This window comes from Achromobacter anxifer (assembly GCF_903652925.1).
Taxonomy (GTDB): Bacteria; Pseudomonadota; Gammaproteobacteria; order Burkholderiales; family Burkholderiaceae_B; genus Achromobacter; species Achromobacter anxifer.
Genome location: NZ_CAHLAR010000004.1, coordinates 389,650 through 412,774 on the forward strand (window position 1 = coordinate 389,650; position 23,125 = coordinate 412,774).

A 23,125-nucleotide genomic window follows, 5' to 3' on the forward strand; every position below is an offset into this window, starting at 1 on the left:
AGAGCGATGAACGCAAGAAAACTGTTGAGCGCGGCGCTTTTCGCCGCAGCAGGCCTCACGGCCCTGGGCAGCGCGCAAGCGCAGACCCAGGCGCCACCGGCCAATCAAGGCCAGGCGGCGGCTTCCGGCAAGAAGCCGAACATCCTGGTGATCTTCGGCGATGACATCGGGCAGGCGAACATCAGCGCCTACGCCCACGGCGTGGTGGGCTATGAAACGCCCAACATCGACCGGATCGCCAAGGAAGGCATCATGTTCACGGACTACTACGCCGAAAACAGCTGCACCGCCGGGCGCTCGTCCTTCATCACGGGCCAGTCGCCGCTGCGCACCGGCCTGTCCAAGGTCGGCGCGCCGGGCGCGACGGTGGGCCTGCAAAAGGGCGACATCACCATCGCCGAGGCCTTGAAGTCGCAGGGCTACGCCACCGCCCAGTTTGGCAAGAACCACCTGGGAGATCGCGACGAGTACCTGCCCACGCACCACGGCTTCGACGAGTTCTTCGGCAACCTCTACCACCTGAATGCCGAAGAGGAGCCCGAACGCCCGTACTGGCCCAAGGACCCCAACGATCCCTACGTGAAGAACTTCTCTCCGCGCGGCGTGATCAAGGCCACGGCCGACGGCAAGGTGCAGGACACCGGCGCCCTGACCACCAAGCGCATGGAGACCATCGACGACGAAACGGTGGGCGCGGCGATCGAGTACATCGACAAGCACGGCAAGGAAGACAAGCCGTTCTTCGTGTGGATGAACACCACGCGCATGCACATCTATACCCACATCCGCCCCGAGAACAAGGGCAAGAGTGGCATGCCCGGCAATGACTATGCCGACGGCATGTGGGAACACGACCAGGACGTGGGCAAGTTGCTCAAGAAGCTGGACGACATGGGCATCGCCGACAACACCATCGTGGTCTACACCACCGACAACGGGCCTAACGCCTTTACCTGGCCCGATGCCGCGACCACGCCGTTCCGCAGCGAGAAGGACTCCAACTGGGAGGGCGCGTTCCGCGTGCCGGCCATGGTCCGCTGGCCCGGCCACATCCAGCCGGGGCAGACCAAGCGCGGCATGATGTCCGGCATGGACTGGTTCCCGACCTTGCTCGCGGCCACGGGCGACACCACCGTCAAGGAACGCCTGCTGGACGGCTGGGCGCCGGTGTCCGGAGGCACCAAGTTCAAGGTGCACCTGGACGGCTACAACCAGCTGCCATACCTGACCGGCAAGCAAGACAATAGCGCGCGCAACGAGTTCTTCTACTTCAACGACGACGGCCTGTTGGTCGGCATGCGCTGGGACAACTGGAAGGCGGTGTTCTGCGAACAGCGCGCGCCAGGGAACTTCAACGTCTGGCAGGATCCCTTTGTCTGCCTGCGCGTGCCGAAGATCTTCAACCTGCGCATGGACCCGTACGAACGCGCCGACATCACCTCGGACCAGTACAACGACTGGCTGGCCAAGAACTCCTATCTGACCGCCATCGCCACCATGAAGGCTTCCGAATTCCTGGAGACCTTCGTCAAGTATCCGCCGAGCCAGCGGCCGGCGAGCTTCAGCGTGGACCAGGTCCAGGAGCGCGTGCACAAGTCCATGGAGGCGCACTTCCAGGAACTTGAGAAGCAGAAGGGCAAGTAAGCAGCGCCGGCGTAAGCCGGAGCAGGACCGGGCGGCGCCTGTCGCGCCGCCCGGCAACGCGAAGGAGCAGCACGATGGGCTTGGGGGCTAGCGGGGCGGCGATGCATGGACGTGATGTGGAAGACCCGGTGACGAAAGACCCGGTGGTGACAGGCCCGGCCGAGGAAAACCCGACTGCGACAGGGCGCGTCCTGACGGCGGTCCGGCCGGCCGCGCTGCTGTTCCTGTCGGGATCGGCGGCCCTGATGTTCCAGGTGCTGTGGATCAAGCAGTTGTCGCTGGTGGTGGGCGTGGAGGTCAGCGCCATTGCCGGCGCGGTCAGCGCATTCTTCCTGGGCCTGGCGCTGGGCGGCTGGGTCCTGGGCCGCCAAGCGGACCGCCTGCGGCGGCCGGTGCGCTTCTACGCCATGCTGGAGGCCGCCGTGGCGCTGTGCTGCGTCGCGGTGACCTGGCTGCTGGCGCGTAGCGCGGCCGTCTTCGTCGCCGTCGAAGCGCATAGCGCCGTGGTCGCGTGGCTGGGCATCGGCCTGCTATTGGCCATCCCCGCCTTTCTGATGGGCGGCACCTTACCGGTGCTGCTGCGCGCCGTCAACCGCCAGGACGGCGGCGCCAGCCGGCGGGGCGGGGCCTTGTACGCCGCCAATACCTGCGGCGCGATCCTGGGCGCCTTGCTGCCCGCGTTATTGCTGATCCCGCGATTCGGCGTGCAGGGCGCCGCGCTGGCCGCGGCCACGCTGAACCTGCTGGCGGCCGCCGGCGCGTGGCTGCTGGACCGCAGCGCGGGCGGGACCGCCGTCCCCGCCGCCGGCGCGCAAGCCACGGCCGCGCCGCTGTCGGGCGAAGCGCGCCTGGCGGTGGCCCTGTATGGCGTGGCGGGCGCCGTCGCGCTGGGCTATGAGGTGATCTGGTCGCAGATGATCGTGCCCTTCATGAGCACGCGCGCCTTTGCCTTCGCCATCGTGCTGGCCACCTATCTGGCCGGGCTGGCCATCGGCGCGGCGCTGTATGCGCGCTGGGGCCACCGCGTGCGCAATCCCTGGCCGGTGTTCGGCTTCCTGATCGCAGGCGCGGGCCTGATCGCGGTGCTGGAGGTGGCCTTGCTGGGCAAGTGGCTGATCCAGGCGCAGACCTATGCGGAAGCGGTGGTCTATGAATGGACCGGCAGCGGTTTCGCCGGCATGTGCGCGCGCTTTGCCGTTGCCGCGGCCAGCCTGGTGCTGGCGCCCACGCTGCTGTTGGGCGCGGCCTTCCCCGCGGTGCTGCGCATTGCGGTCGGCGACAAGCAGGTGGGCAGGGAAGCCGGCGCGGTGCTGGCGTGCAACACGCTGGGCGGCATCGCCGGCACCTTGCTGACGGGATTCCTGCTGTTGCCGGCGCTGGGACTGGTGCGCACGCTGGGCGTGCTGGCGGCGGTCGCCGCCGCGGTCGGCGCGGTGGCGGCATGGCGCGGACGGACAGATGGCCGCGCCGCCACGGGTTGGGCGACTGGCCTTGCCGGCCTTGCCACGCTGGCGATGGTCGCCATCCTGCCTGTCGACCAGTTCGCGCGCTTGCTGCCGGGAGCCAGCGGCGCCGGCTTGGTGTTCTATGAGGAAAGCCATGGTGGCACGGTGGCCGTGGTGGAACGCGCCGGCAACGGCAACCGCTTCCACCGGCTGTACATCCAGGGCGTATCGAACTCGGGCGACGCCATGCCGTCGCTGCGCTACATGCGCCTGCAGGCGCTGCTGCCGCTGATCGTTCACAACGGCGAACCGAAATCCGCGCTGGTGGTGGGCTATGGCACCGGCATCACGGCGGGCGCCTTGTCGCAGTACCGCGGGTTGGACAAGCGCGCCGTGGCCGAACTGCTGCCTGCCGTGCTGCGCGCCGCGCCCCATTTCCAGGGCACCTTCCAGGCCGCCACGGACCCGGGCCTGGACAAACGCCTGCGCGACGGCAGGCGCGAACTGCAGGCCAGCGCCGAACGCTGGGACCTGATCACGCTGGAACCGCCTCCGCCGTCCGCCGCAGGCGTGGTCAACCTCTACTCGCGCGATTTCTACCAATTGGCCGCGAGCCGGCTGGCGCCGCAAGGCATCGTGGCGCAATGGCTGCCGCTGCCTACGCAGAACGCGGAAGACACGCGCGCCCTGGTCGCCAGCTTCATCGAGGTGTTTCCGCATGCGCAGTTGTGGACCAGCGAACTGCACGAGATGCTGTTGCTGGGCTCGATGCAGCCGCTGACGCTGGACGCGGCGCGCATCGAAGCACGCTACGACCAGCCAGACACCGCCGCCGCATTGAAGGCGGTGGGCGTGCCCTCGGCCGCCGCCTTGCTGTCCACCTGGGTGACCGACCGCGCCGGCCTGGCGCGTTACGCGGGCGACGCGCAGGCGGTGACCGACGACCGCCCCGGCATCGAGTACGCCACCTGGGTGCGTCCGCGCGAAGTGGCGCGCACGCTGCCCGAACTGCTGGCGCTGCGCACCGAACCGCCGTTGCAAGGCGCATCCGAGGCCTTGCGTGCGGAACTGGAGCTGGAGCGGGCGCGGCTGGACACGTTCTATCGGGCCTCGCTGGCGGCCTATGCGGACGACCGCGAGACCTGGGGCAGGGAAATGAACAGGCTGGCGCGCGACGACGGCGGCAACGCCTACTTCCGCTGGTTCATGCCGAGCGCGCGGCAGTAGACCTCAGCTGCAGATGCGCCGCCAGGGCGCGAGGCCCTGGGGCGAGCAGTAGCCTGCGCAGGGCATGGCCATGGACATGCCGCTCTGGCAGCGCTGTTCCGGCGCCTTTTCGCCATAAGGCACGGTGCCCTGGCAGTCGCAGAGCGCCGCGCCGGCGCCCGAGGGCAGCTTCTTCACCAACTCCGCCGGCGCGACGCGTTCAGCGCGCTGACTTTGCCCGGCGCTTGGCGGCGCTTCGTCGTCCGCATCCGCCTGCTGGATGATGCCGCGCACCTTCGCCGCCGGCATATTGCAGGCCTTTGCGATCGCATTGACCGTGCGTCCGTCGTTGGCCATTGCCACTATCTTCTTGTCGCTGCAAGCGGCGTCGGCGGGCGACGAGAATGCGGCAGAAAGCCCAAGCGCCGCCGCGAGGAAAAATCCGGTTCTGGTCCATGCCATGTCGAGCCTCCCACCCCCGGGCCCGAATGAGGAAATACGGCGTAATCTGCTCAGGCTAAGGGTTTCCGCAAAAAGCGTAGAGCCCGCCATTTGGCAGTGTCAACGCAGACCGATTCCTTAGTCCTTGCGGTCGAATACCCTTGTCCCACTGTGTTGCCCCTAAGCATGAGCCGGTTTGGTGCCGACGCAATGATGCGTCGGCACCAGGCCAGGTTCATGCCTCCTCGAATATCGGGCTGGCGCCAGCCGTGAACGAATGCGCGGCGATTTCGGCTCCCGCCCGCGCACGCGCTTCCTGCCGCGCCGCATCGCCGCGCGCCGTGCCTTGCACCGAGAAGAACTTCACGTCCAAGAGGCCTATGGTTCCCAACACATACCGCAGATAGGGCGTGAGGAAATCCGGCTGGCTATACGCGCCGCAGCCGAAGTCGCCCCCCGACGAGATCGCGACGTACACCGGGCGATCCTCCAGGCTGCCCACCTTGCCCTGGGGCGTGATCTGGAAGGTGTGGCGCACTCGGACAACATGGTCGATCCAGCTCTTCAGCGACGAAGGCACGGTGAAGTTGTGCATGGGCGTGGCGATGACCAGATGGCTGGCGTCCTGCAAATCCTGGATCAGATCGGAGGAACGGCCCAGCGCGCCGCGTTCCTGGCTGCCGTCCGCCGGATCCTGCCGCGCGCTGAGGGCGGCGGCGTAAGCGGGATCGACGTGGGGCAGGGCGGTGGCGTCCACGTCGCGCACCACGGCGGGAGAGCCGGGAGCGGCGGCGATGAGCTGGTCGACGATGGCTTGCGACAGGCGGTAGCTTTCAGAGGCGCGGCCACGCGGGCTGCAGACGATGCGCAGGATGTTCATGCGGCGGGGGTATCCAAGGGTTTGCTGAATCGGATGGCGCTGGTCAACAGGCCACAACGGAAATAGAAGCGCTGGGCCAGGGCATTGCCCAGGCCGGTATCGAGCACCAACCGCGCGCAACCGCTGTCGCGCGCCACGCCGTCCAGCGCTTCCAGCAGGCGGGCGCCCCAGCGTTCGCCGCGGCGGTCGGCCGCCACCACCAGGTCGTCCACGTACAGAAAGCGGCCGTAGATCAGGTTTTCCTGAAGGCGGTAGCCGGCCAGCGCGACGGCAGTGGCGCCATCCAGCGCGGCCAGCAGGCGGTAGCCGTCGGCGCGCATGCGGCCGACGCGTTCGACGAAGCCGGCTTCGTCATTCAGATGGGGCCTGAGCTCGCACATGAGCGGCAGGCAGGCCCGCAATTCTTGCGGGGTCTCGATATGGCGCAGCAGGATGTCTGTCATGGAGGCGATGCGGTATCAGGGGAGGTCCACTGAATCTTAGGCAGCGCATGACATAATTTGAAGGGCCATAAAATGAATTCTGGACTATGCCATGATCAAACCCCAGCCCCGGGATCTGCCGGCGCTCTCCGACGCCAGCGCCGAGCCTTTGTACCGGCAGGTCTACGAGCGTTTTCGCGGCGCCATCGCCCAGGGAACGCTCAAGCCGGGCGACCGCATCCCCTCGGCGCGCGCGCTGGCCAAGGAGCTGGGCGTTGCGCGCGGCACGGTGGAAGTGGCCTATGCGCTACTGGGGTCCGAAGGCTACATCCTGGCGCGCGGCCAGGCCGGCACGGTGGTGGCGCCCGATCTGCAACCGCAGCATGCGCCCGTCGCCTTGCCGCCGCCTCCCGACCCCGCGCCGGATGAACGGGTCTGGCGCGAGCCGCCCGGCATCCGGCCTTTCCAGATGGGGCTGCCCGCGCTGGATGAATTTCCCCGCAAGATCTGGGCGCGCCTGGGAGCCCGGCAACTGCGCGCCATGCAGGCGCAGGAGCTGGCCTATCCGGCCAGCGCGGGCCTGCCGGCGCTGCGCAGCGCCACGGCCGCCTATCTTCAGGTGGCGCGCGGCATCCACTGCCAGCCCTCGCAGGTCTTCATCACCTCGGGCTACAACAGCACCATGCGGCTCATCCTGCAGACGCTGTTCGAACCCGGCGACCGGGTCTGGATGGAGGATCCCGGCTATCCGCCGACGCGCGCGCTGCTGGAACAGGCGCGGCTGCAACCGGTGCCCGTGCCGGTGGACCAGGACGGCCTGATGGTGGCCGCGGGCATCGAACGCGCCGGCTCCGCGCGCGGCGCGGTGGTGACACCGGCGCATCAAAGCCCCTTGTCCATGTCATTGTCGCTGCCGCGGCGGCAGGCGCTGCTGGAATGGGCCGAACGCGGCGGATCCTGGGTGGTGGAGGACGATTACGACGGCGAATACCGTTACGTGGGCCGGCCGCTGCCCGCGCTCAAAAGCCTGGATACGCAGGGCAGGGTGCTGTATGCCGGCACCTTCAGCAAGGTGCTGTTTCCCGGCCTGAAGCTGGCCTATCTGGTGGTGCCGGAAGCGCAGATCGGCAGCTTCGAAAGATCGGCGCGGCTGCAGGCCGGCGGCGCGCCGGGCCTGACGCAGGCGATCCTCGCCGCCTTCATGGCCGAAGGCCACTTTGCCCGCCATATCCAGCGCATGCGCAAGCTGTACGCGGAGCGCCGGGCGGCGACGGTGGCGGGACTGACTGCGGTGCTGGGCCAGCACCTGCGGATCGAGCCGCAACCGGGCGGCATGCACCTGGTGTTGCGGCTGCTGGAAAGCGGGGCAAACCGGGACCTGGACGACCAGGCGCTGGCGGCGCGCATCTGGGAGCAGGGGCTGTTCGCGGAAGCGCTGTCACGCTGGTCTGACGCGCCGGACCGGCGCTCGGGCATCCTGCTCAGCTTCACCAACATCGCGTCCGAGGCGCAGGCCCGCGAACTGGGCCTGCGCATCCTCGCGCTGCTGTAGTCCTACTTCAGCCCGGCCTTGTCCAGGCCGTAGGCCTCGTCGGCGGAACCGGGCACGGTGCGGAACGCCACGTTCAGGCGGTTCCAGCCGTTGATCCCGACCACCAGGAAGGTCAGGTCCGAGATTTCGCGTTCGGACAACTCCGCGCGCACCTCTTCATAGACCGCGTCGGGCACGCCGTGCGCGGACAGGTTGGTGACGGCTTCGGTCCAGGCCAGGGCGGCGCGTTCGCGTGGCGAGAACAGGGTGGATTCGCGCCAGATGGCGACATGATGCAGCCGCAGCTCTCGTTCGCCCGCGATCTTGGCCTGCTTGACGTGCATGTCCAGGCAGAAACCGCAGCCGTTCAGCTGGGAAGCCCGGATGTCGACCAGATGGCCGAACTCGCGCACCACCGGCACCTTCTTGAGCGACATGCTGTAGTCCAGGTACTTCCTGGACAGTTCCTCGGACACCTGGAAGTAATTCAAACGCTGGATCATGTTTCCTACCTTTCTGATGTGTGTAGCCGAGTGGAATCTCGAACCAGAAGGATGCCCAAACTTGGCCCAGGCAAAAAGTGCCAAGAAAGGAGTTTTTTTCTAGGCCATGAGCCTTGGAGTTCAGGTCGGCCAGCGCAGCACGAAGCGCGCGCCGCCCAGGGGACTGTCCTGTATCTCGATGCTGCCGCCATGGCTGGCGGCCACCCGCCAGACGATGGCCAGGCCCAGGCCAGCGCCGCCGGTGCCGCGGTCGCGGCTTTCGTCCAGGCGGATGAAGGGCTCGAAGATCCGGGCCCGATCTTCCGGCGCGATGCCGCCGCCGTCGTCGTCCACGACCAACTCGTATCCGCCCACAGGGCATTGTCTGAGTTCCACCTCGACGTGGCGGCTGGCATAGCGCACGGCGTTCTGGACCAGGTTCAGCAGCGCCCGGCTCATGTAGCGCGGATGCAGCCGCACCCGCGGCGGATGATCGCCGCGCACATGGCACTGCACGGCGCGCGCCTCGGCCTGGTGCGCGACCTGAGCCAGGGCCTCGCCCAGCCAATCGCAGGTGTCCACGGTTTCCAGCTTGACGGTCTCGTCCGTGGGGCGCTCGAGCCGCGCGTAGACCAGCAGCTCGGCCACCAGCGATTCCAGCTCGGAGATATCGGTCTGCATGTCGCGCAGGATCTGGTGCCGCTTGGGCAGATGCTGGTCCTGGCCCAGCAGGGCGACCTCGAAGGACAACCGCGCCAGCGGCGTGCGCAGCTCGTGCGAAACGGCGTTGGTCAGGCTGCGCTGGTTCTCGACCAGCGCCGAAATGCGCTCGGCCATCTGGTTGAAGCTTTCGCCCACGTGCCGCATGCCGGCCAGGCGCGACAGCCGCACGCGCGCGCCGAGGTCGCCCTGGCCCATGCGCAGCGTGGCGTTGCGCAGGCGGTCCAGGTCGCGCCACAAGGGCAGGGCCCAGAGCAGCAGCAGGATGCCGCCGACGATCAGGCTGAGCGCGGCCCAGGCGGCCGCCGTGACCCACCGCTCGAACGCCCGCGACGCGCGCGGCAGGCGGACCTCCAGCCACTGCCGTGGTTCCCCGGCCAAGGGGATAACATAGACGTCATAGTTGTCGCGCATGATGAAGCCGCTGGCGGCGACCTGGCGCTGTTCGGCTTCCGAGGGATTGGCCTCGGCATCGTCCAGCAGTTTCAGGCCCAGTCCGTAATGGGGCTGTATCTCTTCACGCAGGAAATCCGGCCGCGCGTCTGGCGCGACGTTGTCCAGCTCCTTGCGCAGCACATACATCTGCCCGCGGACCGCCTTGTAGGAAAGATCCGCGCTGAGCGGATCCAGCAGATACTCCAGCGTGCGCTGCACCAACTGCGACCCCGCCCCATAACCGATGGCGGCGACGACGAAGATGCGGATAGCGAACTTGAGCATTGGGGATGGCGACGGGATCAGGACCCGCGATGCTAGGGGCGCCTGGAGGGGCAATCCGGCAATATTTGTACGGTATTTGTAAAGTTGTTTGAAGCGCGCGGGGATAGCGAGGTAAACCCGCCATATGGCCCGGCGCGTTCAGGCGGTTGAATCCGCAACGCCGCCCGGCTATAAGCATGGGGCGAGGGCCGGATTCCCATGCCCCGCCTGCCGATGAAGCCCGAGTTCCCATGCCGCCGCTGCCTCCCCACCAAGACGAACACGTTGCCAGCAAGCCCGCCACTTCAACGCGCGAGCAGCCCGGGCCGGGCTCCTGTCTGGAAGTCTTTCTGGTTTTCCTGCGCCTGGGACTGACGTCCTTCGGCGGACCGGTGGCGCACCTGGCGTACTTCCGCAGCGAATTCGTCGAACGCAGGCGCTGGCTGGATGATTACGCCTATTCCGACCTGGTGGCGCTATGCCAGTTCCTGCCCGGGCCCGCCAGCAGCCAGGTCGGCATGGCGATAGGCCTGAAGCGCGCGGGCTGGGCCGGCATGCTGGCCGCCTGGCTGGCGTTCACGCTGCCCACCGCCGTCGCACTGATCCTGTTCGCTCTCGGGCTGGCGCAGTTCGGCTGGCTGTCGGCGTCGGGGGCCATCCATGGCCTGAAGGTCGCGGCCGTCGCCATCATCGCGCAGGCGGTCTGGGGCATGGGCCGTTCGCTCTGTCCGGACCGGGAACGCGCCGGGCTGGCGGTGGCCGCCGCGCTCATCACCATTCTGTTGCCGACCACGCTGGGGCAACTGGCCGCGATCCTGCTGGGCGCCGTCGCGGGCATGGCCGCGCTGCAAGTGCCGCCACGTCCCGCCCTGGCGGTCGAGCCCTTGAATGTCTCGCGCCGCGCCGGCTATGCCGCGCTGGCGCTGTTCCTGGTGTTGCTGGCGGCCTTGCCGGCCTGGGCCGCGCTTAGCGGCATGCCGCTGGCGCAGCAGTTGTCCGGTTTCTACCGCGCGGGCGCGCTGGTTTTCGGCGGCGGCCACGTGGTGCTGCCCTTGCTGGAAGCGGCGTCGGTGCCGAGCGGAATGGTGTCCAACGCCGACTTCCTGGCCGGCTATGGCGCGACCCAGGCCATGCCCGGACCGATGTTCGCCTTCGCCGCCTTCCTGGGCGCGATGTCTTCCGGGCCGCTTTCGGGCTGGGCGGGCGGGCTGATGCTGCTGGTCGCGATCTTCCTGCCGGGCGCCTTGCTGGTGGCCGCGGCGCTGCCTTTCTGGGACAGCTTGCGGCGGCGGCCCGGCGTGCGCAACCTGGTCGCGGGCGTCAACGCCAGCGTGGTCGGCATATTGCTGGCGGCCCTGTATGACCCGGTATGGACCAGCGCCATCCGCGGCCACGCCGACTTCGGCCTGGCCTTGCTGCTGTTCGCATTGCTGGTCTATGCGCGCTGGTCGCCCGTCTGGGTGGTGCTGCTGGCCGCGGCGGCGGGCTGGGCGCTGGGCTAGGCCCCATTCACCCTAAATCGAGCCTTGCGCCGGCCCCTGGGGCCGGGCGGCCGTAACGTCCAGCCGGAAAGCCTAGGACTGCCAGCGCGGCTGACGCTTCTGCAGGAAGGCATCGATGCCTTCGCAGGCGTCGGCTTCCATCATGTTGCGCGCCATCACGTCGCCCGCGTAATCGTAGGCGTCGGCCAGCGCCATCTGCCGCTGCTTGTAGAACATGCGCTTGCCATACCGGATAGCCGTGGGGCTCTTCGCCACGATGTCATCGACCAGCGCGCCCACCCGTTGATCCAGTTGCGATTCGGGCACGGCATCGTTGATCAGCCCCCAGTCCCTGGCCTGGGCCGCGTCGATGAATCTTGCCGTCACCAGCATTTCGAAGGCGCGCTTGGCCGACACGTTGCGGCTGAGCGCCACCGCGGGCGTGGAGCAGAACAGGCCGACATTGATGCCGGACACCGCGAATCTGGCGGTATCGGCGGCCACGGCCAGATCGCAGCTGGCCACCAGCTGGCAGCCCGCGGCGGTGGCGATGCCATGCACCTTGGCGATCACCGGCACGGGTAGCGCCTGCAAGCCTTGCATCACGGCGCTGCATTTCCTGAACAGGTCGCGGTAGTAATCCAGCGAGGGCTGGCCGCGCATTTCCCGCAGGTCGTGGCCGGCGCAGAAGGCTCGGCCGCTGGATTCCAGTACCACGCAACGCACACCGGCGTCGCGCGACAGCTGATCGATTTCGGCTTGCAGCGCGGCCAGCAGGCCCTCCGACAGCGCGTTGAACTGGCCGGGCCGGTTCAGGCGCAGCGTCACCACGCCGCCTTCGGAATGGCGCGCCAGGATCGGTTCTTGCGCCGCTGCTTCGATGTTCATGTCGTCTCCAGGTGAGCTTATTCCTGGATAGTAGTTGCATCGGCCCAGGGCCGGCGAGCGGTTCTCAGCCCGCCGCCAACCGCCGCGCCATGCCCGCGGACAGGCACAGCAACGGCCCCACGATGACCGCGCCGATGAGCGCCATCGCCGCCTGCGGCGCCATGCCGCTGTCGAGCAGCAGGGTGGCGATGACGGCCGACCCGCTCATCTGGAACAGCCCGTACACCGCGGCGGCGGTGCCGGCGCGTTCGGCGAACGGTTCCAGCGCCAGGCTCAGCCCCGACCCCAGGGCCAGCGAGAAGCCCACCGTCAACACGGCCACCGGCAGCATGAAGACCCAGGCCGACAGCGGCAGCCACAGCCAGGCGGCCAGATGCATGGCCGCGGCCGCCAGCAGGGCGATCATGCCGACCCGCACCATGGTGTGCCGCCCGTAACGCGAAATGAATGCGGGTGCCAGGAAGAACGCGCCGATGTTGATGGCCGCGTTGCCGCCGAACCAGGCGGAAAAGCCCAGCTCGGAATAGCCCAGCTGCTGCACCAGCACCACGGGCGCGGCGGACACGAACACCAGGATCATGGCCATGCCCGCCATGCCGAATGCGGCGAAATACAGGAAGCGGCCGCTGGCGACGATGGGCGCGTAGCGGCGCAAGCTGTAGAGCGCGCCTTGGGGCCGCGTGGGATGGGCCCGGGTTTCCTCGAAGCGTATCGCCAGCAGGCCGGCCAGCGTCAGCGCGAACAGCACCATGAATACGAAGGTGCTACGCCAGCCGGCATGCACCGCCAGCGCGCCGCCCACCATCGGCGCAAGCGCCGGCACCGTGCACAGCGCGCCATTGAGATAGCTGTAGACGCGCGCGCCCACGGCCGGATTGAAGCAATCGCGCACCGCCGCGAACGCCACCAGCGAGGCCGAGCAGGCGCCCAGCCCCTGGATCACGCGCGCCGCGTAAAACACGTCCAGCGAGTTGGCGGCGGCGCCCAGCGCCGAGCCCAGCAGATAGGCGAGGGCTCCGCCCAGCGCCACCGGCCGCCGGCCATAGCGGTCCGCTAGCGGACCGATCAGCACCTGGCCCACGCCTACCGCGAAGATGAACAGGGTGATGCTGGCTTGCAAGGCGGTGACGGGCTGGCCGTAGTCCTGCGCCATGACGGGCAGCGAGGGCAGATAGATGTCGATGCCCATAGGCGTGAGCGTGACCAGCCCCATCAGGAGACCGATCAGCCAGCGTTGGCCGCGAGGGGATAAAGCAGACTTCATGGCAGGCTCGGGGTCCATGGCGGACCCGGGAAAACCCGATATTATCCATGAACAGGCGTAGAATCCTTTAGCTATGAATCCTGCCGCCCTCCGCCCCCGCATCGTCATCCATTACTGCACGCAGTGCCAGTGGCTGCTGCGCGCCGGTTGGATGGCCCAGGAACTCCTGTCCACTTTCTCGACCGATCTGGGCGAGGTCGTGCTGCAGCCCGGCACCGGCGGCGTCTTCCAGGTCACCTACAACGGCGACCTGATCTGGGACCGCAAGAGCGACGGCGGCTTCCCCTCGGCCAAGGAACTGAAGCAACGCGTGCGCGATCGCCTCGATCCCGCCCGCACGCTGGGCCACATCGACGGCCACACCGCAGGCCCGCTGGCAGCGCCGGACGCCTGACGCGACACCGGCCAGCCCCGCAGGGCCGGCCGGTCTTGCGCGGCCAGCGCCGCAATCAGGCGGAAGACTCCGCCTGGGTCAAGCCGGCGCGGTTCTTGCGCTGCCGCATGGCCGACACCACCAGCAGCGCAATCAAGCCCACGCAAGCCGCCACGAAGCCCAGGCTGATGGGCCGCGTCACGAAGATCGCCAGGTCGCCGCGCGACAGCAGCAGGGCACGGCGGAAGTTCTCTTCCACCATGGGTCCCAGCACAAAGCCCAGCAACAGCGGCGCCGGTTCAAAGCGCAGCCGGATCAACGCGTAGCCCGCGGCCCCGAACAGGGTCACCATGGCCACGTCGAACAGGTTGTTGTTGGTGCTGTAGACACCCACGCAGACAAAGAACAGCGCCGCCGGGAACAGATACCGGAAGGGCACCGTCAACAGGCGCACCCACATACCGATCAGCGGCAGGTTCAGCAGCAGCAACAGCACGTTGCCGACCCAGAAGCTGGCGATCAGCCCCCAGAACATGTCGGCGTGCTCCACCATCATCTGCGGACCAGGCTGGATGCCGTGGATGATCAGCGCGCCCAGCATCAGCGCCATCACCGGGTCGCCAGGGATGCCCAGGCTCATGGTCGGGATGAAGCTGGTCTGGGTCGAGGCGCTGGTCGCGGCTTCCGGCCCGGCGATGCCCTCGATGGCGCCGCGGCCGAAGCGCCTCGGGTCGCGCGCGACCTTCTTTTCCGTGGCGTAGGAAATGAAGGACGCGATCGTCGGACCCGTGCCCGGCAGGATGCCGAAGGCCGCGCCGATCGCCGTGCCGCGCACCAGCGCGCCGCGCGACTGCTTGATGTCGCCGGCCTCGGGCCGCATCGACTTCATGCTGATCTTGGCGGTGGTCACCTTGGTGTCGCCGCCGATGCGGTTGATGTTCTTCAGGAAGTCGGCCACGCCGAACAGGCCCATGGCCAGCGCCACAATCTGCAGGCCGTCGGACAGTTCCAAGATGCCGAAGTGAAAGCGCATGGTGCCGGTGTTGACGTCGGTGCCGATTACGCCCAGCAGCAGGCCCACCACCACCATGGCCACGCCCTTGATGGCCGAGCCCTTGGCCAGGGTCGCGCCGGCCAGGAGGCCCAGCATCATCATGGAGAAGTACTCGGCGGGCCCGAACTTGAAGGCCACGTCCACCAGCATGGGCGAAAACAGGATCATCGCCAGGATGCCCACCGACGCGCCGCAGAACGACGAGAACATCAGCATGAACAGCGCCGAGCCGGCCTTGCCGTTGCGCGCCAGCGGATTGCCGTCCAGGCAGGCCACCGCGTGCGAGGCGGTGCCGGGCAGGTTCAGCATGATGGAGGTAATGCCGCCGCCATACTGCGAACCGTAGTAGATGCCCGACAGCATCACCAGCGCCGCCGTCGGCGTCATGGTGTAGGTCAGCGGCAGCAGGATGGAAATCGCGGCCAGCACGCCCATGCCCGGCAGCACGCCGATCAGGTTGCCCATGAACACGCCGAACACGGCCCACATCAGATTGTCCAGCGCGAAGGCGACGGAGAACCCATGCATCAGGTTATTGAAGATTTCCATCGATCAACCCCAGCGGAACAGCGGGAACTGCAATTGCAGCGCCCAGGAAAAGACGGCCACGCCCAGCACCGTCACGCCGGCGGCAAGCAGCGCCGCGCTGCGCGGCGTGTGCTGGCGGTCGCCCATCGCGGAAATGAAGACCAGCGCAAATGTGGCGGGCACCAGACCGCCGAACTTGCCGATCAGGATGAAGGTCATCAGGCCGCCGATGATGCAGCCCCAGCCGCGCCAGTCGGGCGGCCCTTCGTCTTCGGCGTCTTCCTCGGCCGCGACCGGCGCCGCTGCCATGCGAAGAATCATCAGGCCCAGCAGGACCAGCAGCACGCCCAGGATGGCGGGAAACATTCCCGGTCCCATGCGCGCCAGGCTGCCGATGTTGTAGGTGGACGCCTGCGCGATGGCCCCCAGGCCAAGCACGATCATCGTGCCTGCGGCCCAGAGCTCGCGCCTGACGGCGCTGCGTTTGGATTGCATGTGTAGTCCTCCCGTTGTTGTGCTTCTGCCTGACTACGTACTGAACAAAAGCTGACTTTTGGTTGAAGGCGAAGTCTAAAAATTCAAACTTCCGTTCAGCTTTCAGACAGGTGCGCACTACGCTCGACGGGCGGTTTTTGGGGCAAAAACGGGGGAAATCCCTTAGGCCGCGCGACGCGCAGGGGCGGCATTGCGCGCGCAGCCATGCAGCGCCGCGGAGCCGCGCTAGCGGCGTACCGCAGCGCACGCGGCGCCGCGGAGCGAGCAGGAGGAATTGGAAGCGCTGACGCCGCGTCCTGTGCTGACGGTTCAGGACGCAGCTTGCGCCGGGCCGTCAGCCCTTGGGCGCCCAGGGCTTGCGCTCGCCGAGCGCCAGCGCAGCCTCCAGGCGCTGCTTGGCAGCCTCGGGCCAGCAGGCGTCCATGTCGTAGAACTCGTCCGCCGCGGGCACGTAGTCCGGTATGCCTACCCACGGATGCTTGGAACGCACGAAGCAGTGCGCGCCGGGCGGGAAGTCCGCTGCGCGGTCCAGCGTGCCGGCATACACCAGCGATACCGTTTCGCCGTAGGCCGGATGGTGGCTCCACAACAGCCCGGAACAGAGCGCGCAACGCACCACCACGACGGTCTCGCCGTCGTTGGCGTTCTTGTCGTCGGGATGGCGGCGCAACTCGCCCTGCAACCTGCGCACCCGGTCGGACTCGATGACCGCATTCATGGCGAACGCGGTGCCTGAATGACGCTGGCACACGGTGCAATGGCAGCAGTGCACGAACATCGGCGGACTGGCGAGGCGATAGCGCACGGCGCCGCAGTCGCAGCCGCCTTCGATGAGGGTTTCGGTCACGATGCGTCTCCTGGGGAAGGGTGGATTCCAGTGTATTGGCGCGCAACGGGCAACGGCAGTGGCGATCGCGTCACGATGCAGGGGCGATTGCGCCATTGCGCTGAAAAAGCCGGTCCCGGGCGTTCTGGAGATGGACGAAGCATGAATATCTGACTAAAGTCAGATATATGAACACATCCGACATCCAGCAGGTACGCAGCTTCAACCGCATCGTCGCCGAAGGCATAGGCGCCAACGACGAGCGATTCCTGGGGCGAGGGCGGCCCATGGGCGAGTCTCGGCTGCTATGGGAAATCGGCGCCGATGGCGCCGATCTGCGGGCCTTGCGCGGCCGGCTCGGCCTGGATTCGGGCTATCTCAGCCGCGTCCTGGCGTCGCTGGAAAGGCAGGGACTGATCGCCGTCGAGCCCCATCCGGACGACCGCCGCGTGCGCCGCGCCACGCTGACGGCGGCCGGCGCCAAGGAGTGGGCCGAACTCGAAACACGCTCCGACGCCGTCGCCCGCCGCGTGCTCTCGCCGCTGCCCGAGGACCAGCGCCGCCAGTTGCTTGCCGCCATGTCGGAAGTAGAGCGCCTGCTGAAGGCGTCCATGGTGCGGTTCGAGATAGAGGATCCGAATAGCGAGGAAGCGCGCTGGTGCTTCAGTCAGTACTTCGCCGAGCTCGATGCGCGCTTCGATGCGGGCTTCGATCCCGCGCTGAGCCTGTCGGCAGATGTGCGCGAATTGAGCGCTCCCGAAGGCGCCTTGATCCTGGCGCGCTTGCGCGGCGATCCCGTGGGCTGCGTGGCTCTGAAGTTCCATGGCGAATCGCCCGCGGAACTGAAGCGCATGTGGGTCAGTCCGTCGGCCCGCGGCCTGGGCCTGGGGCGGCGCCTGATCGAAGCCGCCGAGCGGCACGCCCGCGGGCAGGGGACCCGCGTCATCCGGCTGGAAACCAACCGGGCCCTGGTCGAAGCCATCGCCTTGTACCGACGCTGCGGGTACGCCGAAGTGGCCGCCTTCAACGCGGAACCGTACGCCCATCATTGGTTCGAAAAAACGCTGGACTGAAGGGGGCGCATTGCCGCTGAATCGCCCATTAGGGCATAACGCTTGCTTTTTCTGGCAATTAAGTGCTAAAATACGACATCTTTCAGCAAAATAATCATAAGCATAACTGCTGGAAGGTGTAGAAGCAGCCAGCGGCTTCGGCCGCTATTTCGTTTGCGTTGCCTGCGCGCATGCCCCCCGCGCCCCGATGGCATCCATTGGACTAGCATCCATGGCACGCACGAATCCAGTACATCGCGCTTGCGCGGGGGAAGCCGTGTGCCCTGAACAGGAGAACGTTCATGTCTCATCAACTGGTTAGCAAGAAGTCGCACTTCGAGATCCCGCCCCTGGATTGGAAGGCGCCCGAGACCAAGAAGGAAGCGGACATCAAGACCGTTCCCGCGCAAGCCGAAGCCGCCAAGAACGCGGACTCCCTGCGCAAACACGCATAAGGCCTGCCCGGCAGGCAGGGGCGCTATCCCGCGTGCGTCACCACCTGGTTGCGTCCCTGCTGCTTGGCCGCGTATAGCGCGGCGTCGGCATCCTGGAATACCGCCTCCACGCCCGGACCGCGCGGCCGCCATAGCGCCACACCGGCAGACACCGTAATCCCCAACGCGCCGCCCAGCCGGCGCGTTTCCATTTTCTTGCGCAGGCGTTCGGCCATGCCGGTCGCCTCCCTGATGCCCACGGCGGGCAGCAGGATCAGGAATTCCTCGCCGCCGTTGCGGCACAGGATGTCGGACGGGCGCGAACAGTCGCGCATCAGCTGCGCCACCGCCTGGATCACCTCGTCGCCCGCCGTGTGGCCATAGGTGTCGTTGACACGCTTGAAATGGTCGATGTCCAGCGCGATCACGGCGAACGGCGTGTCCGACGCGCGCAGCGAGTCCACCGCATCCTCGATTCCCCGCCGGTTGTGCAAACCGGTCAAGGGGTCGGTGATGCTGGCCTGGTTGAGCTTGCCGATCTTGTCCTGCAGGTTGGTGTAGCTCCTGATCACCGCGCGCTTCAGGCGCTGGGCCTCGAAATACCAGGCTTTCACCGAACGCACCCGCTGCATGGCGACGGCCATGTCGTGATGCTCGACGTTGGTCGCCAATTGCGACAGCGGCTGAGAAATCTTGCGCGCGCACCACCAGATGGCCAGCAGGAAGGCCAGGGCGAAGGGCGCCGCGTAGCGGATCAGCGCCCAGACCAGGTCGTGCAGCGGTTCCAGCGTGGCCGCGGCCGGGCGCTGCGCGATCACGCCCCAGCCGCTGCGCGGCACGCGCGCATATCCCGCCAGCATGTCCACGCCCTGCGTGTTGACGAGGCGCTGCGCGCCGTTCTCTCCGCGCATCACCGCCGCCACCACGGGATTGGCGGTCACGTCCTCGCCCACGCGCTGGCTGTCCTGGTGGTAGATCAGCCGGCCTTCGCTATCCACCACGTACAGATAGGAACCGTCCTGGTAGGGGTGCTTGCCCAGCAGCGTGTGCAAGGCGCCTTCGTTGCGCAGGTAGATCGTGCCCGACACGTAGCCTAGATAGGCGCCGCTGTCCGAATGGATGGGATACGACACGTTGATCAGCAGATTGCCGGCGACGGACACATAAGGCTTGCTGATCAGGGGCTTGCGCGTTTGCAGCGCCATGCGGCTGCCGGCGTTGTCGACGCGGGTACCCTGAAAAGTGCGGATGCCCTTGCTGGCGGCCAGCATGAGGCCGTCGGCGCGGATGATGGCGACGGTATTGAAGCTGTCCGTCTGCTCCTGCAGGCGTTCGACTTCCGTGGCCAACAAGTCAGGGGCATCGAAGCGCCAGGCCACGTGGCGGGCGCTGTACTCCAGTTGCTGCAGGGCCGAATCCAGGAAGGTGTCCGCGCCCTCGGCAAGCTTGGCGGCGTAGACGCGATTGGACTCCAGCGTGTTGGCGATGAGTTGTTCGCGCTGCAGCCGGTAGCTGGCATACAGGGCATTGGCGGTGGCGGCAAGGGCGCTGAATACGGTAAGCGCAAGCACCAGCCCGCGTAGGTTGATTCGCATGGAGATCGTGTCGGGCGAGGTCGGTTGCGGCGAGTGCGCGGGATTTTACCTGGGCGCCGGATCCGGTTCGTCCAGCAAGCGCGCCGCGGGCGACTCGGCCGCGGCGCCGGCACGGAAATAGCCCATGACGGTGGCGACGCTGGCATGGCCGGTCATGGCCATGGTGTCGCCCAACGGCACATTCTGCCGGCCGGCCTCGGTGACAAAGCCGGAGCGCAGGCTGTGCGCGGAAAAATCGCCTTCCAGGCCCGCCAGCCGGCAGCGTTCCAGCACGATGTCGCGCACCGCGGCGGCGGCCAGCGGCTCGCCCAGCACGTCGCCGCGCCGCACGCGCCGGAACAGCGGACCTTGCGTGATGCCGCTGGCGCGCAGCCAGGCGTCCAGCGCCTGCGCCGCCACGCCGACGATGGGCTTCTGGTCGTTGGCGCGCGCCGTGCCGGCCTGGTTCGTCTTGGAATGCGCCAGCGTGTACAGAAAACCGTCGGCGGCGCGCCGCGTGTTTTCCATCGACGCGTGCACGACCTCGGAACGCCTGCGGCCGCCGCTGGCCCAGGCGAACAGCAGCAGGGCGCGGTCGCGCAAGCCGCGCAAGGAATCGTCGCAGGTGGCCAGCATGGCTTGCAGCGGCTCGCGGGTCAGCGCGACTTTCCTGGCGGGCGCGACGCCGCGCTTGGCGTAGGCGCGGCGCGTCTTGGCCAGAAGTTCGCGCACCGCGGCGGCGCGGCAGGGGTTGGGATGGCCGTGCAACTCGTGCGCCTTGGACAGCACCGACACCCGTTGCAGCAGCGTATTCAGGCTGAGCGCGCCGAGACGCCCCTTGGCCTTCAGACGCACCAGTTCCTGGTCCAGCGCCAGCGGCAACTCCCACTTCAAGCCTTGTTCCGTCGAGCGCTGGGCGTGGTCGACCACGAACTGTATGACCGCCGCTTCCGGCAAGGGCAGGGCGAAACGCCTGCCGTAGCGGAGTTCAAACCAGGCGGTCCAGTAGCGGATCGCGGCACGATAGCTGGCGGCGGTGTTGGCGGAGCTGCCTTCGCGCATCAGGCCGCGCGCCGCGGCGTCGGCCTTGGCGTCGAGCGTGAGCGGGTCCAACACAGGCAGTGAAGGCGGCAATTTCAGCTGAGACATGATCAGTCCAGGGTCGATTTTCTTATTTCATACATATTATTATGTATGCTGTATGATATCTAACACTTAGGATAAATTAATCGCGATAAGGTTCCATTATCGTGGGTAATTATCCTCCAAACATCACATCCAGCACGGAGCACACGCATGGCCACGGGAATCAGCGAAACCGACGTCTGGAGCGCCGCCGACGCCTTGCTGCTGGAAGGAGCGCGCCCGACCATCGAGCGGGTGCGCCAGAAAATCGGTCGCGGCTCGCCCAATACGGTCAGTCCGTACCTGGAAACCTGGTTCCGGTCGCTGGGGGCGCGCATCAAGGATCCCGGCGCATTCTCGGCGCCCGCCGCGGTGCCCGATCCCGTCGCCCAGGCGGCGGCGCACTTCTGGGAAGCCGCCTTGTCCGAGGCCCGCACCCAGCAGGAACAGGCCTATCGCGACCGTTGGCAGGAACTGGCGCGGGAAGGGGAGCAACTAGCCGCCAACGCTGAACAGTTGCAGCAACGCGAGGCCCAACTGGTCAACCGTGAACAGGATCTGCAGGAAGCCCTCAAGGTCGCCACCACCCAGCTGGCCGCCGCCGAGGAACGCCTGCAAGCGGCCGAGCAACAGCTGCGCCAACGCGACGAGCAGATCAAACGCAGCCAGCTGCAATTGGATGACGCCCGCAGCGCGACGCAGACGCTCTTGACCGAAGCCGAGAAAATGCGCGGCCTCCACGCCCAGGCGCTGGACGCACTGGAAACCCGCCACGCCGCCCATGAACGCCGCTGGCTCAATGAACTGGACGCCGAACGCGGCGCGGTCAAGCGCTTGCAAGCCAAGCTGGACGAGACGCTGGCCGCCAGCCAGCAACAGTCGACCCAGGCGCGCAAGGCGCTGGAGCATGAGCAGGACCAGCGGCGCCAGGCGGAGCAGGGCGCCCAGGCGCTGCGCGCCGAAAGCCAGGCGCAGCAACTGCGGCAACAGGCGGACCTGGCGGCGGCAGAGGCCGCCTTGGCTTCCGCCCGGGCGCGCGAACAGGCGCTGGAGGCCAGACTGGCGTCCGCCGAGCAGCAGTCGGCCGGGCTGCTGGCGCAACTAAAGGGCAAGGACGAGCAACTGGGCGAGCTGACGCGCCATCTGATGGCGCAGGCCAGCAGGCAGGCGCAGGCCCCGGCGGCCGATTCCGCGTCCTAGCGGCTAGCCAGGGGGCGGCCCGCGACGCTGTACAAGTCAGCCCAAATATCGGATAAATACGTCAGGCATGCCATGCCGCGCCCGGGCAGCCGCCCGCCGGCCGCGATACGTCAGGATCCCGGGCCATCAACCCGGTCAGGAGCAGCGGTTGAATCCTCCATCTCGCCAGTCGGTCGACCTCGCCCGCATCTTGCTCGTCATCGTGATCCTTGCCGGACTGATGGTGGGCAGCCTCTACATCCTGCGGCCATTCCTGCCGGGCCTGGTCTGGGCGACCACCATTGTCGTCGCCACCTGGCCGATCCTGCTGGCGATCCAGCGCTATTGCGGCGGACGCCGCTGGATCGCCACCATGGTCATGCTGATCATCCTGCTGTTCGTCATCGTGCTGCCGCTGTACGAGGTCATCTCGACCCTGGCGCTGCACAGCGCGGCCATCATGGCCGCGGTCAAGAGCCTGCCCGACTACACGCTGCTGGCGCCGCCAGGGTGGGTCCACAACATCCCGCTGGCCGGCCCCAAGATCGCCCAGGAATGGCAGAGCCTGTCGGACGCCGGCGCGGGCGGCCTGCTGGCCAAGCTGGAACCCTACCTGACCAGCGCCGCCAGCTGGCTGCTCGGCCACGCCGCCATCGTCGGCGTGTTCGTCATGCACATGCTGATCACCGTGGTGGTGGCCGGCATCCTGTACACCAAGGGCGAAGTAGCCGTTGATTTCGTGCGGCTTTTCTTCAACCGTCTGTCGGGCCAGCGCGGCGTGGCGGCGGTCCGGCTTGCCGGCCAGGCGATACGCGCCGTGGCGCTGGGCATCGTCGTGACGGCGGTGGTGCAGTCAGGCCTGGGCGGCATCGGCCTGTGGATCGCTGGCGTGCCCGCGGCCGGAATCCTGACCGCGCTGATGGTCATGCTGTGCCTGGCCCAGCTGGGTCCGCTGCTGCCCATGCTGGGCGGCGTGGCCTGGCTGTTCCACAACGACATGAAGCTGGCGGCCGCGGCGCTGCTGGTCTGGGCGATCCTGGTGGCCGGGCTGGACAATCTGCTGCGGCCGATGCTGATCAAGCGCGGGGTCAACCTGTCGCTGCTGCTGATCCTGGCCGGCGTGCTGGGCGGCATGTTCGCCTTCGGCATCGTGGGCCTGTTCATCGGCCCGGTGATCCTGGCGGTGACGCAGACCCTGCTCAAGGCCTGGATCGAGGAAGTGCCGCCGCCGGCCGCGCTGGCGGACGACAAGGCATCCAACCCGACGCCAAACGCCGCTGCAAGCCAGAGTCCGGCCGAACGATCCGGATTTCCTCCGGTCTGAATCCTGCGCGCGCGGCCCGTGGCGAGGCAGCCCGCCAGCGAAGGGCGTAACATCTGCC

Annotated in this window: 21 protein-coding genes; 9 read left to right on the forward strand and 12 right to left on the reverse strand. The window is 67.5% G+C overall.

The genetic code is table 11. The features are described from left to right. Positions 1-6 precede the first annotated feature (6 nt). Complete coding sequence (locus HWY37_RS14855; protein WP_176088928.1) at positions 7-1,644, forward strand: arylsulfatase; 1,638 nt, start codon at positions 7-9, stop codon at positions 1,642-1,644. A gap of 101 nt (positions 1,645-1,745) precedes the next feature. Then, positions 1,746-4,316 (forward strand): spermidine synthase, encoded by a 2,571-nt coding sequence (locus HWY37_RS14860; RefSeq protein ID WP_425485024.1) that lies wholly within the window; start codon positions 1,746-1,748, stop codon positions 4,314-4,316. Between the two features lie 3 nt (positions 4,317-4,319). On the opposite strand, the gene HWY37_RS14865 is transcribed toward HWY37_RS14860, so the two are convergent. From HWY37_RS14865 to HWY37_RS14875, 3 genes are all read right to left on the reverse strand, one after another. Continuing rightward, on the reverse strand, positions 4,320-4,847 hold the full coding sequence (locus HWY37_RS14865) for a hypothetical protein (protein ID WP_246302303.1): 528 nt from the start codon (positions 4,845-4,847) through the stop codon (positions 4,320-4,322). 124 nt (positions 4,848-4,971) lie between these two features. Further along, a complete protein-coding gene (locus HWY37_RS14870) occupies positions 4,972-5,616 on the reverse strand; it encodes an FMN-dependent NADH-azoreductase (RefSeq protein ID WP_176088929.1) in 645 nt (214 codons plus the stop codon). Further along, positions 5,613-6,059, reverse strand: coding sequence for a GNAT family N-acetyltransferase (locus HWY37_RS14875; protein WP_176088930.1), 447 nt, complete (start codon positions 6,057-6,059; stop codon positions 5,613-5,615). The genes HWY37_RS14870 and HWY37_RS14875 overlap by 4 nt, the downstream gene beginning before the upstream one ends. A gap of 91 nt (positions 6,060-6,150) precedes the next feature. On the opposite strand from HWY37_RS14875, the gene pdxR reads away from it, so the two are divergent. Continuing rightward, a complete protein-coding gene (pdxR, locus tag HWY37_RS14880) occupies positions 6,151-7,590 on the forward strand; it encodes a MocR-like pyridoxine biosynthesis transcription factor PdxR (RefSeq protein ID WP_175211183.1) in 1,440 nt (479 codons plus the stop codon). 2 nt (positions 7,591-7,592) lie between these two features. Here pdxR and HWY37_RS14885 read toward each other — a convergent pair whose 3' ends face one another. Then, positions 7,593-8,072 (reverse strand): carboxymuconolactone decarboxylase family protein, encoded by a 480-nt coding sequence (locus HWY37_RS14885; RefSeq protein WP_176088931.1) that lies wholly within the window; start codon positions 8,070-8,072, stop codon positions 7,593-7,595. Between the two features lie 120 nt (positions 8,073-8,192). Next, on the reverse strand, positions 8,193-9,491 hold the full coding sequence (locus HWY37_RS14890) for an ATP-binding protein (protein WP_175211187.1): 1,299 nt from the start codon (positions 9,489-9,491) through the stop codon (positions 8,193-8,195). A 230-nt stretch (positions 9,492-9,721) separates the two neighbouring features. Between HWY37_RS14890 and chrA the strand changes: the two genes are divergently transcribed. Beyond that, complete coding sequence (gene chrA / locus HWY37_RS14895) at positions 9,722-10,972, forward strand: chromate efflux transporter (RefSeq protein WP_175211189.1); 1,251 nt, start codon at positions 9,722-9,724, stop codon at positions 10,970-10,972. A gap of 72 nt (positions 10,973-11,044) precedes the next feature. Here chrA and HWY37_RS14900 read toward each other — a convergent pair whose 3' ends face one another. Together HWY37_RS14900 and HWY37_RS14905 are read right to left on the reverse strand one after the other, a co-directional pair. Further along, positions 11,045-11,839 (reverse strand): enoyl-CoA hydratase, encoded by a 795-nt coding sequence (locus HWY37_RS14900; protein WP_175211191.1) that lies wholly within the window; start codon positions 11,837-11,839, stop codon positions 11,045-11,047. A 64-nt stretch (positions 11,840-11,903) separates the two neighbouring features. Continuing rightward, positions 11,904-13,103 (reverse strand): multidrug effflux MFS transporter, encoded by a 1,200-nt coding sequence (locus HWY37_RS14905; protein ID WP_176088932.1) that lies wholly within the window; start codon positions 13,101-13,103, stop codon positions 11,904-11,906. 73 nt (positions 13,104-13,176) lie between these two features. Here HWY37_RS14905 and HWY37_RS14910 point away from each other — a divergent pair, with 73 nt between their 5' ends. Beyond that, entirely contained in the window at positions 13,177-13,497 is a 321-nt protein-coding gene (locus HWY37_RS14910) for an Rdx family protein (protein WP_176088933.1), read from the forward strand. A 55-nt stretch (positions 13,498-13,552) separates the two neighbouring features. Here the strand turns inward: HWY37_RS14910 and HWY37_RS14915 are convergent, their stop codons facing one another. The 3 genes from HWY37_RS14915 to HWY37_RS14925 form a co-directional block, all read right to left on the reverse strand. Next, positions 13,553-15,079 (reverse strand): tripartite tricarboxylate transporter permease, encoded by a 1,527-nt coding sequence (locus HWY37_RS14915; RefSeq protein ID WP_175211197.1) that lies wholly within the window; start codon positions 15,077-15,079, stop codon positions 13,553-13,555. A gap of 3 nt (positions 15,080-15,082) precedes the next feature. Then, on the reverse strand, positions 15,083-15,553 hold the full coding sequence (locus tag HWY37_RS14920) for a tripartite tricarboxylate transporter TctB family protein (RefSeq protein ID WP_175211199.1): 471 nt from the start codon (positions 15,551-15,553) through the stop codon (positions 15,083-15,085). Between the two features lie 334 nt (positions 15,554-15,887). Then, positions 15,888-16,400 carry a GFA family protein gene (locus HWY37_RS14925; RefSeq protein WP_176088934.1) on the reverse strand — a complete coding sequence of 171 codons (513 nt, stop codon included), beginning with the start codon at positions 16,398-16,400 and terminating at the stop codon, positions 15,888-15,890. Positions 16,401-16,567: 167 nt separating this feature from the next. Between HWY37_RS14925 and HWY37_RS14930 the strand changes: the two genes are divergently transcribed. Continuing rightward, the gene (locus HWY37_RS14930; RefSeq protein WP_176088935.1) at positions 16,568-17,452 is read left to right on the forward strand and encodes a bifunctional helix-turn-helix transcriptional regulator/GNAT family N-acetyltransferase; all 885 of its coding nucleotides are present in this window, start codon (positions 16,568-16,570) and stop codon (positions 17,450-17,452) included. 281 nt (positions 17,453-17,733) lie between these two features. After that, complete coding sequence (locus tag HWY37_RS14935) at positions 17,734-17,886, forward strand: hypothetical protein (protein ID WP_175211206.1); 153 nt, start codon at positions 17,734-17,736, stop codon at positions 17,884-17,886. 23 nt (positions 17,887-17,909) lie between these two features. On the opposite strand, the gene HWY37_RS14940 is transcribed toward HWY37_RS14935, so the two are convergent. Continuing rightward, positions 17,910-19,460 (reverse strand): sensor domain-containing diguanylate cyclase, encoded by a 1,551-nt coding sequence (locus HWY37_RS14940; RefSeq protein ID WP_175211208.1) that lies wholly within the window; start codon positions 19,458-19,460, stop codon positions 17,910-17,912. Positions 19,461-19,505: 45 nt separating this feature from the next. Beyond that, positions 19,506-20,588: a site-specific integrase gene (locus tag HWY37_RS14945; RefSeq protein ID WP_176088936.1), complete on the reverse strand. Its 1,083-nt coding sequence runs from the start codon at positions 20,586-20,588 to the stop codon at positions 19,506-19,508. 147 nt (positions 20,589-20,735) lie between these two features. Here HWY37_RS14945 and HWY37_RS14950 point away from each other — a divergent pair, with 147 nt between their 5' ends. Then, complete coding sequence (locus HWY37_RS14950; protein WP_175211212.1) at positions 20,736-21,764, forward strand: DNA-binding protein; 1,029 nt, start codon at positions 20,736-20,738, stop codon at positions 21,762-21,764. A 148-nt stretch (positions 21,765-21,912) separates the two neighbouring features. After that, a complete protein-coding gene (gene ydiK / locus HWY37_RS14955; RefSeq protein ID WP_246302304.1) occupies positions 21,913-23,067 on the forward strand; it encodes an AI-2E family transporter YdiK in 1,155 nt (384 codons plus the stop codon). Positions 23,068-23,125 lie beyond the last annotated feature (58 nt).

Bases quoted from the DNA above. Each gene is read 5' to 3' on its own strand.
- HWY37_RS14855 (WP_176088928.1), top strand. From the start codon at position 7: ATGAACGCAAGAAAACTGTTGAGCGCGGCGCTTTTCGCCGCAGCAGGC.
- HWY37_RS14860 (WP_425485024.1), top strand. From the start codon at position 1,746: ATGCATGGACGTGATGTGGAAGACCCGGTGACGAAAGACCCGGTGGTG.
- HWY37_RS14865 (WP_246302303.1), bottom strand. From the start codon at position 4,847: ATGGCGGGCTCTACGCTTTTTGCGGAAACCCTTAGCCTGAGCAGATTA.
- HWY37_RS14870 (WP_176088929.1), bottom strand. From the start codon at position 5,616: ATGAACATCCTGCGCATCGTCTGCAGCCCGCGTGGCCGCGCCTCTGAA.
- HWY37_RS14875 (WP_176088930.1), bottom strand. From the start codon at position 6,059: ATGACAGACATCCTGCTGCGCCATATCGAGACCCCGCAAGAATTGCGG.
- pdxR (WP_175211183.1), top strand. From the start codon at position 6,151: ATGATCAAACCCCAGCCCCGGGATCTGCCGGCGCTCTCCGACGCCAGC.
- HWY37_RS14885 (WP_176088931.1), bottom strand. From the start codon at position 8,072: ATGATCCAGCGTTTGAATTACTTCCAGGTGTCCGAGGAACTGTCCAGG.
- HWY37_RS14890 (WP_175211187.1), bottom strand. From the start codon at position 9,491: ATGCTCAAGTTCGCTATCCGCATCTTCGTCGTCGCCGCCATCGGTTAT.
- chrA (WP_175211189.1), top strand. From the start codon at position 9,722: ATGCCGCCGCTGCCTCCCCACCAAGACGAACACGTTGCCAGCAAGCCC.
- HWY37_RS14900 (WP_175211191.1), bottom strand. From the start codon at position 11,839: ATGAACATCGAAGCAGCGGCGCAAGAACCGATCCTGGCGCGCCATTCC.
- HWY37_RS14905 (WP_176088932.1), bottom strand. From the start codon at position 13,103: ATGAAGTCTGCTTTATCCCCTCGCGGCCAACGCTGGCTGATCGGTCTC.
- HWY37_RS14910 (WP_176088933.1), top strand. From the start codon at position 13,177: ATGAATCCTGCCGCCCTCCGCCCCCGCATCGTCATCCATTACTGCACG.
- HWY37_RS14915 (WP_175211197.1), bottom strand. From the start codon at position 15,079: ATGGAAATCTTCAATAACCTGATGCATGGGTTCTCCGTCGCCTTCGCG.
- HWY37_RS14920 (WP_175211199.1), bottom strand. From the start codon at position 15,553: ATGCAATCCAAACGCAGCGCCGTCAGGCGCGAGCTCTGGGCCGCAGGC.
- HWY37_RS14930 (WP_176088935.1), top strand. From the start codon at position 16,568: ATGAACACATCCGACATCCAGCAGGTACGCAGCTTCAACCGCATCGTC.
- HWY37_RS14935 (WP_175211206.1), top strand. From the start codon at position 17,734: ATGTCTCATCAACTGGTTAGCAAGAAGTCGCACTTCGAGATCCCGCCC.
- HWY37_RS14940 (WP_175211208.1), bottom strand. From the start codon at position 19,460: ATGCGAATCAACCTACGCGGGCTGGTGCTTGCGCTTACCGTATTCAGC.
- HWY37_RS14945 (WP_176088936.1), bottom strand. From the start codon at position 20,588: ATGTCTCAGCTGAAATTGCCGCCTTCACTGCCTGTGTTGGACCCGCTC.
- HWY37_RS14950 (WP_175211212.1), top strand. From the start codon at position 20,736: ATGGCCACGGGAATCAGCGAAACCGACGTCTGGAGCGCCGCCGACGCC.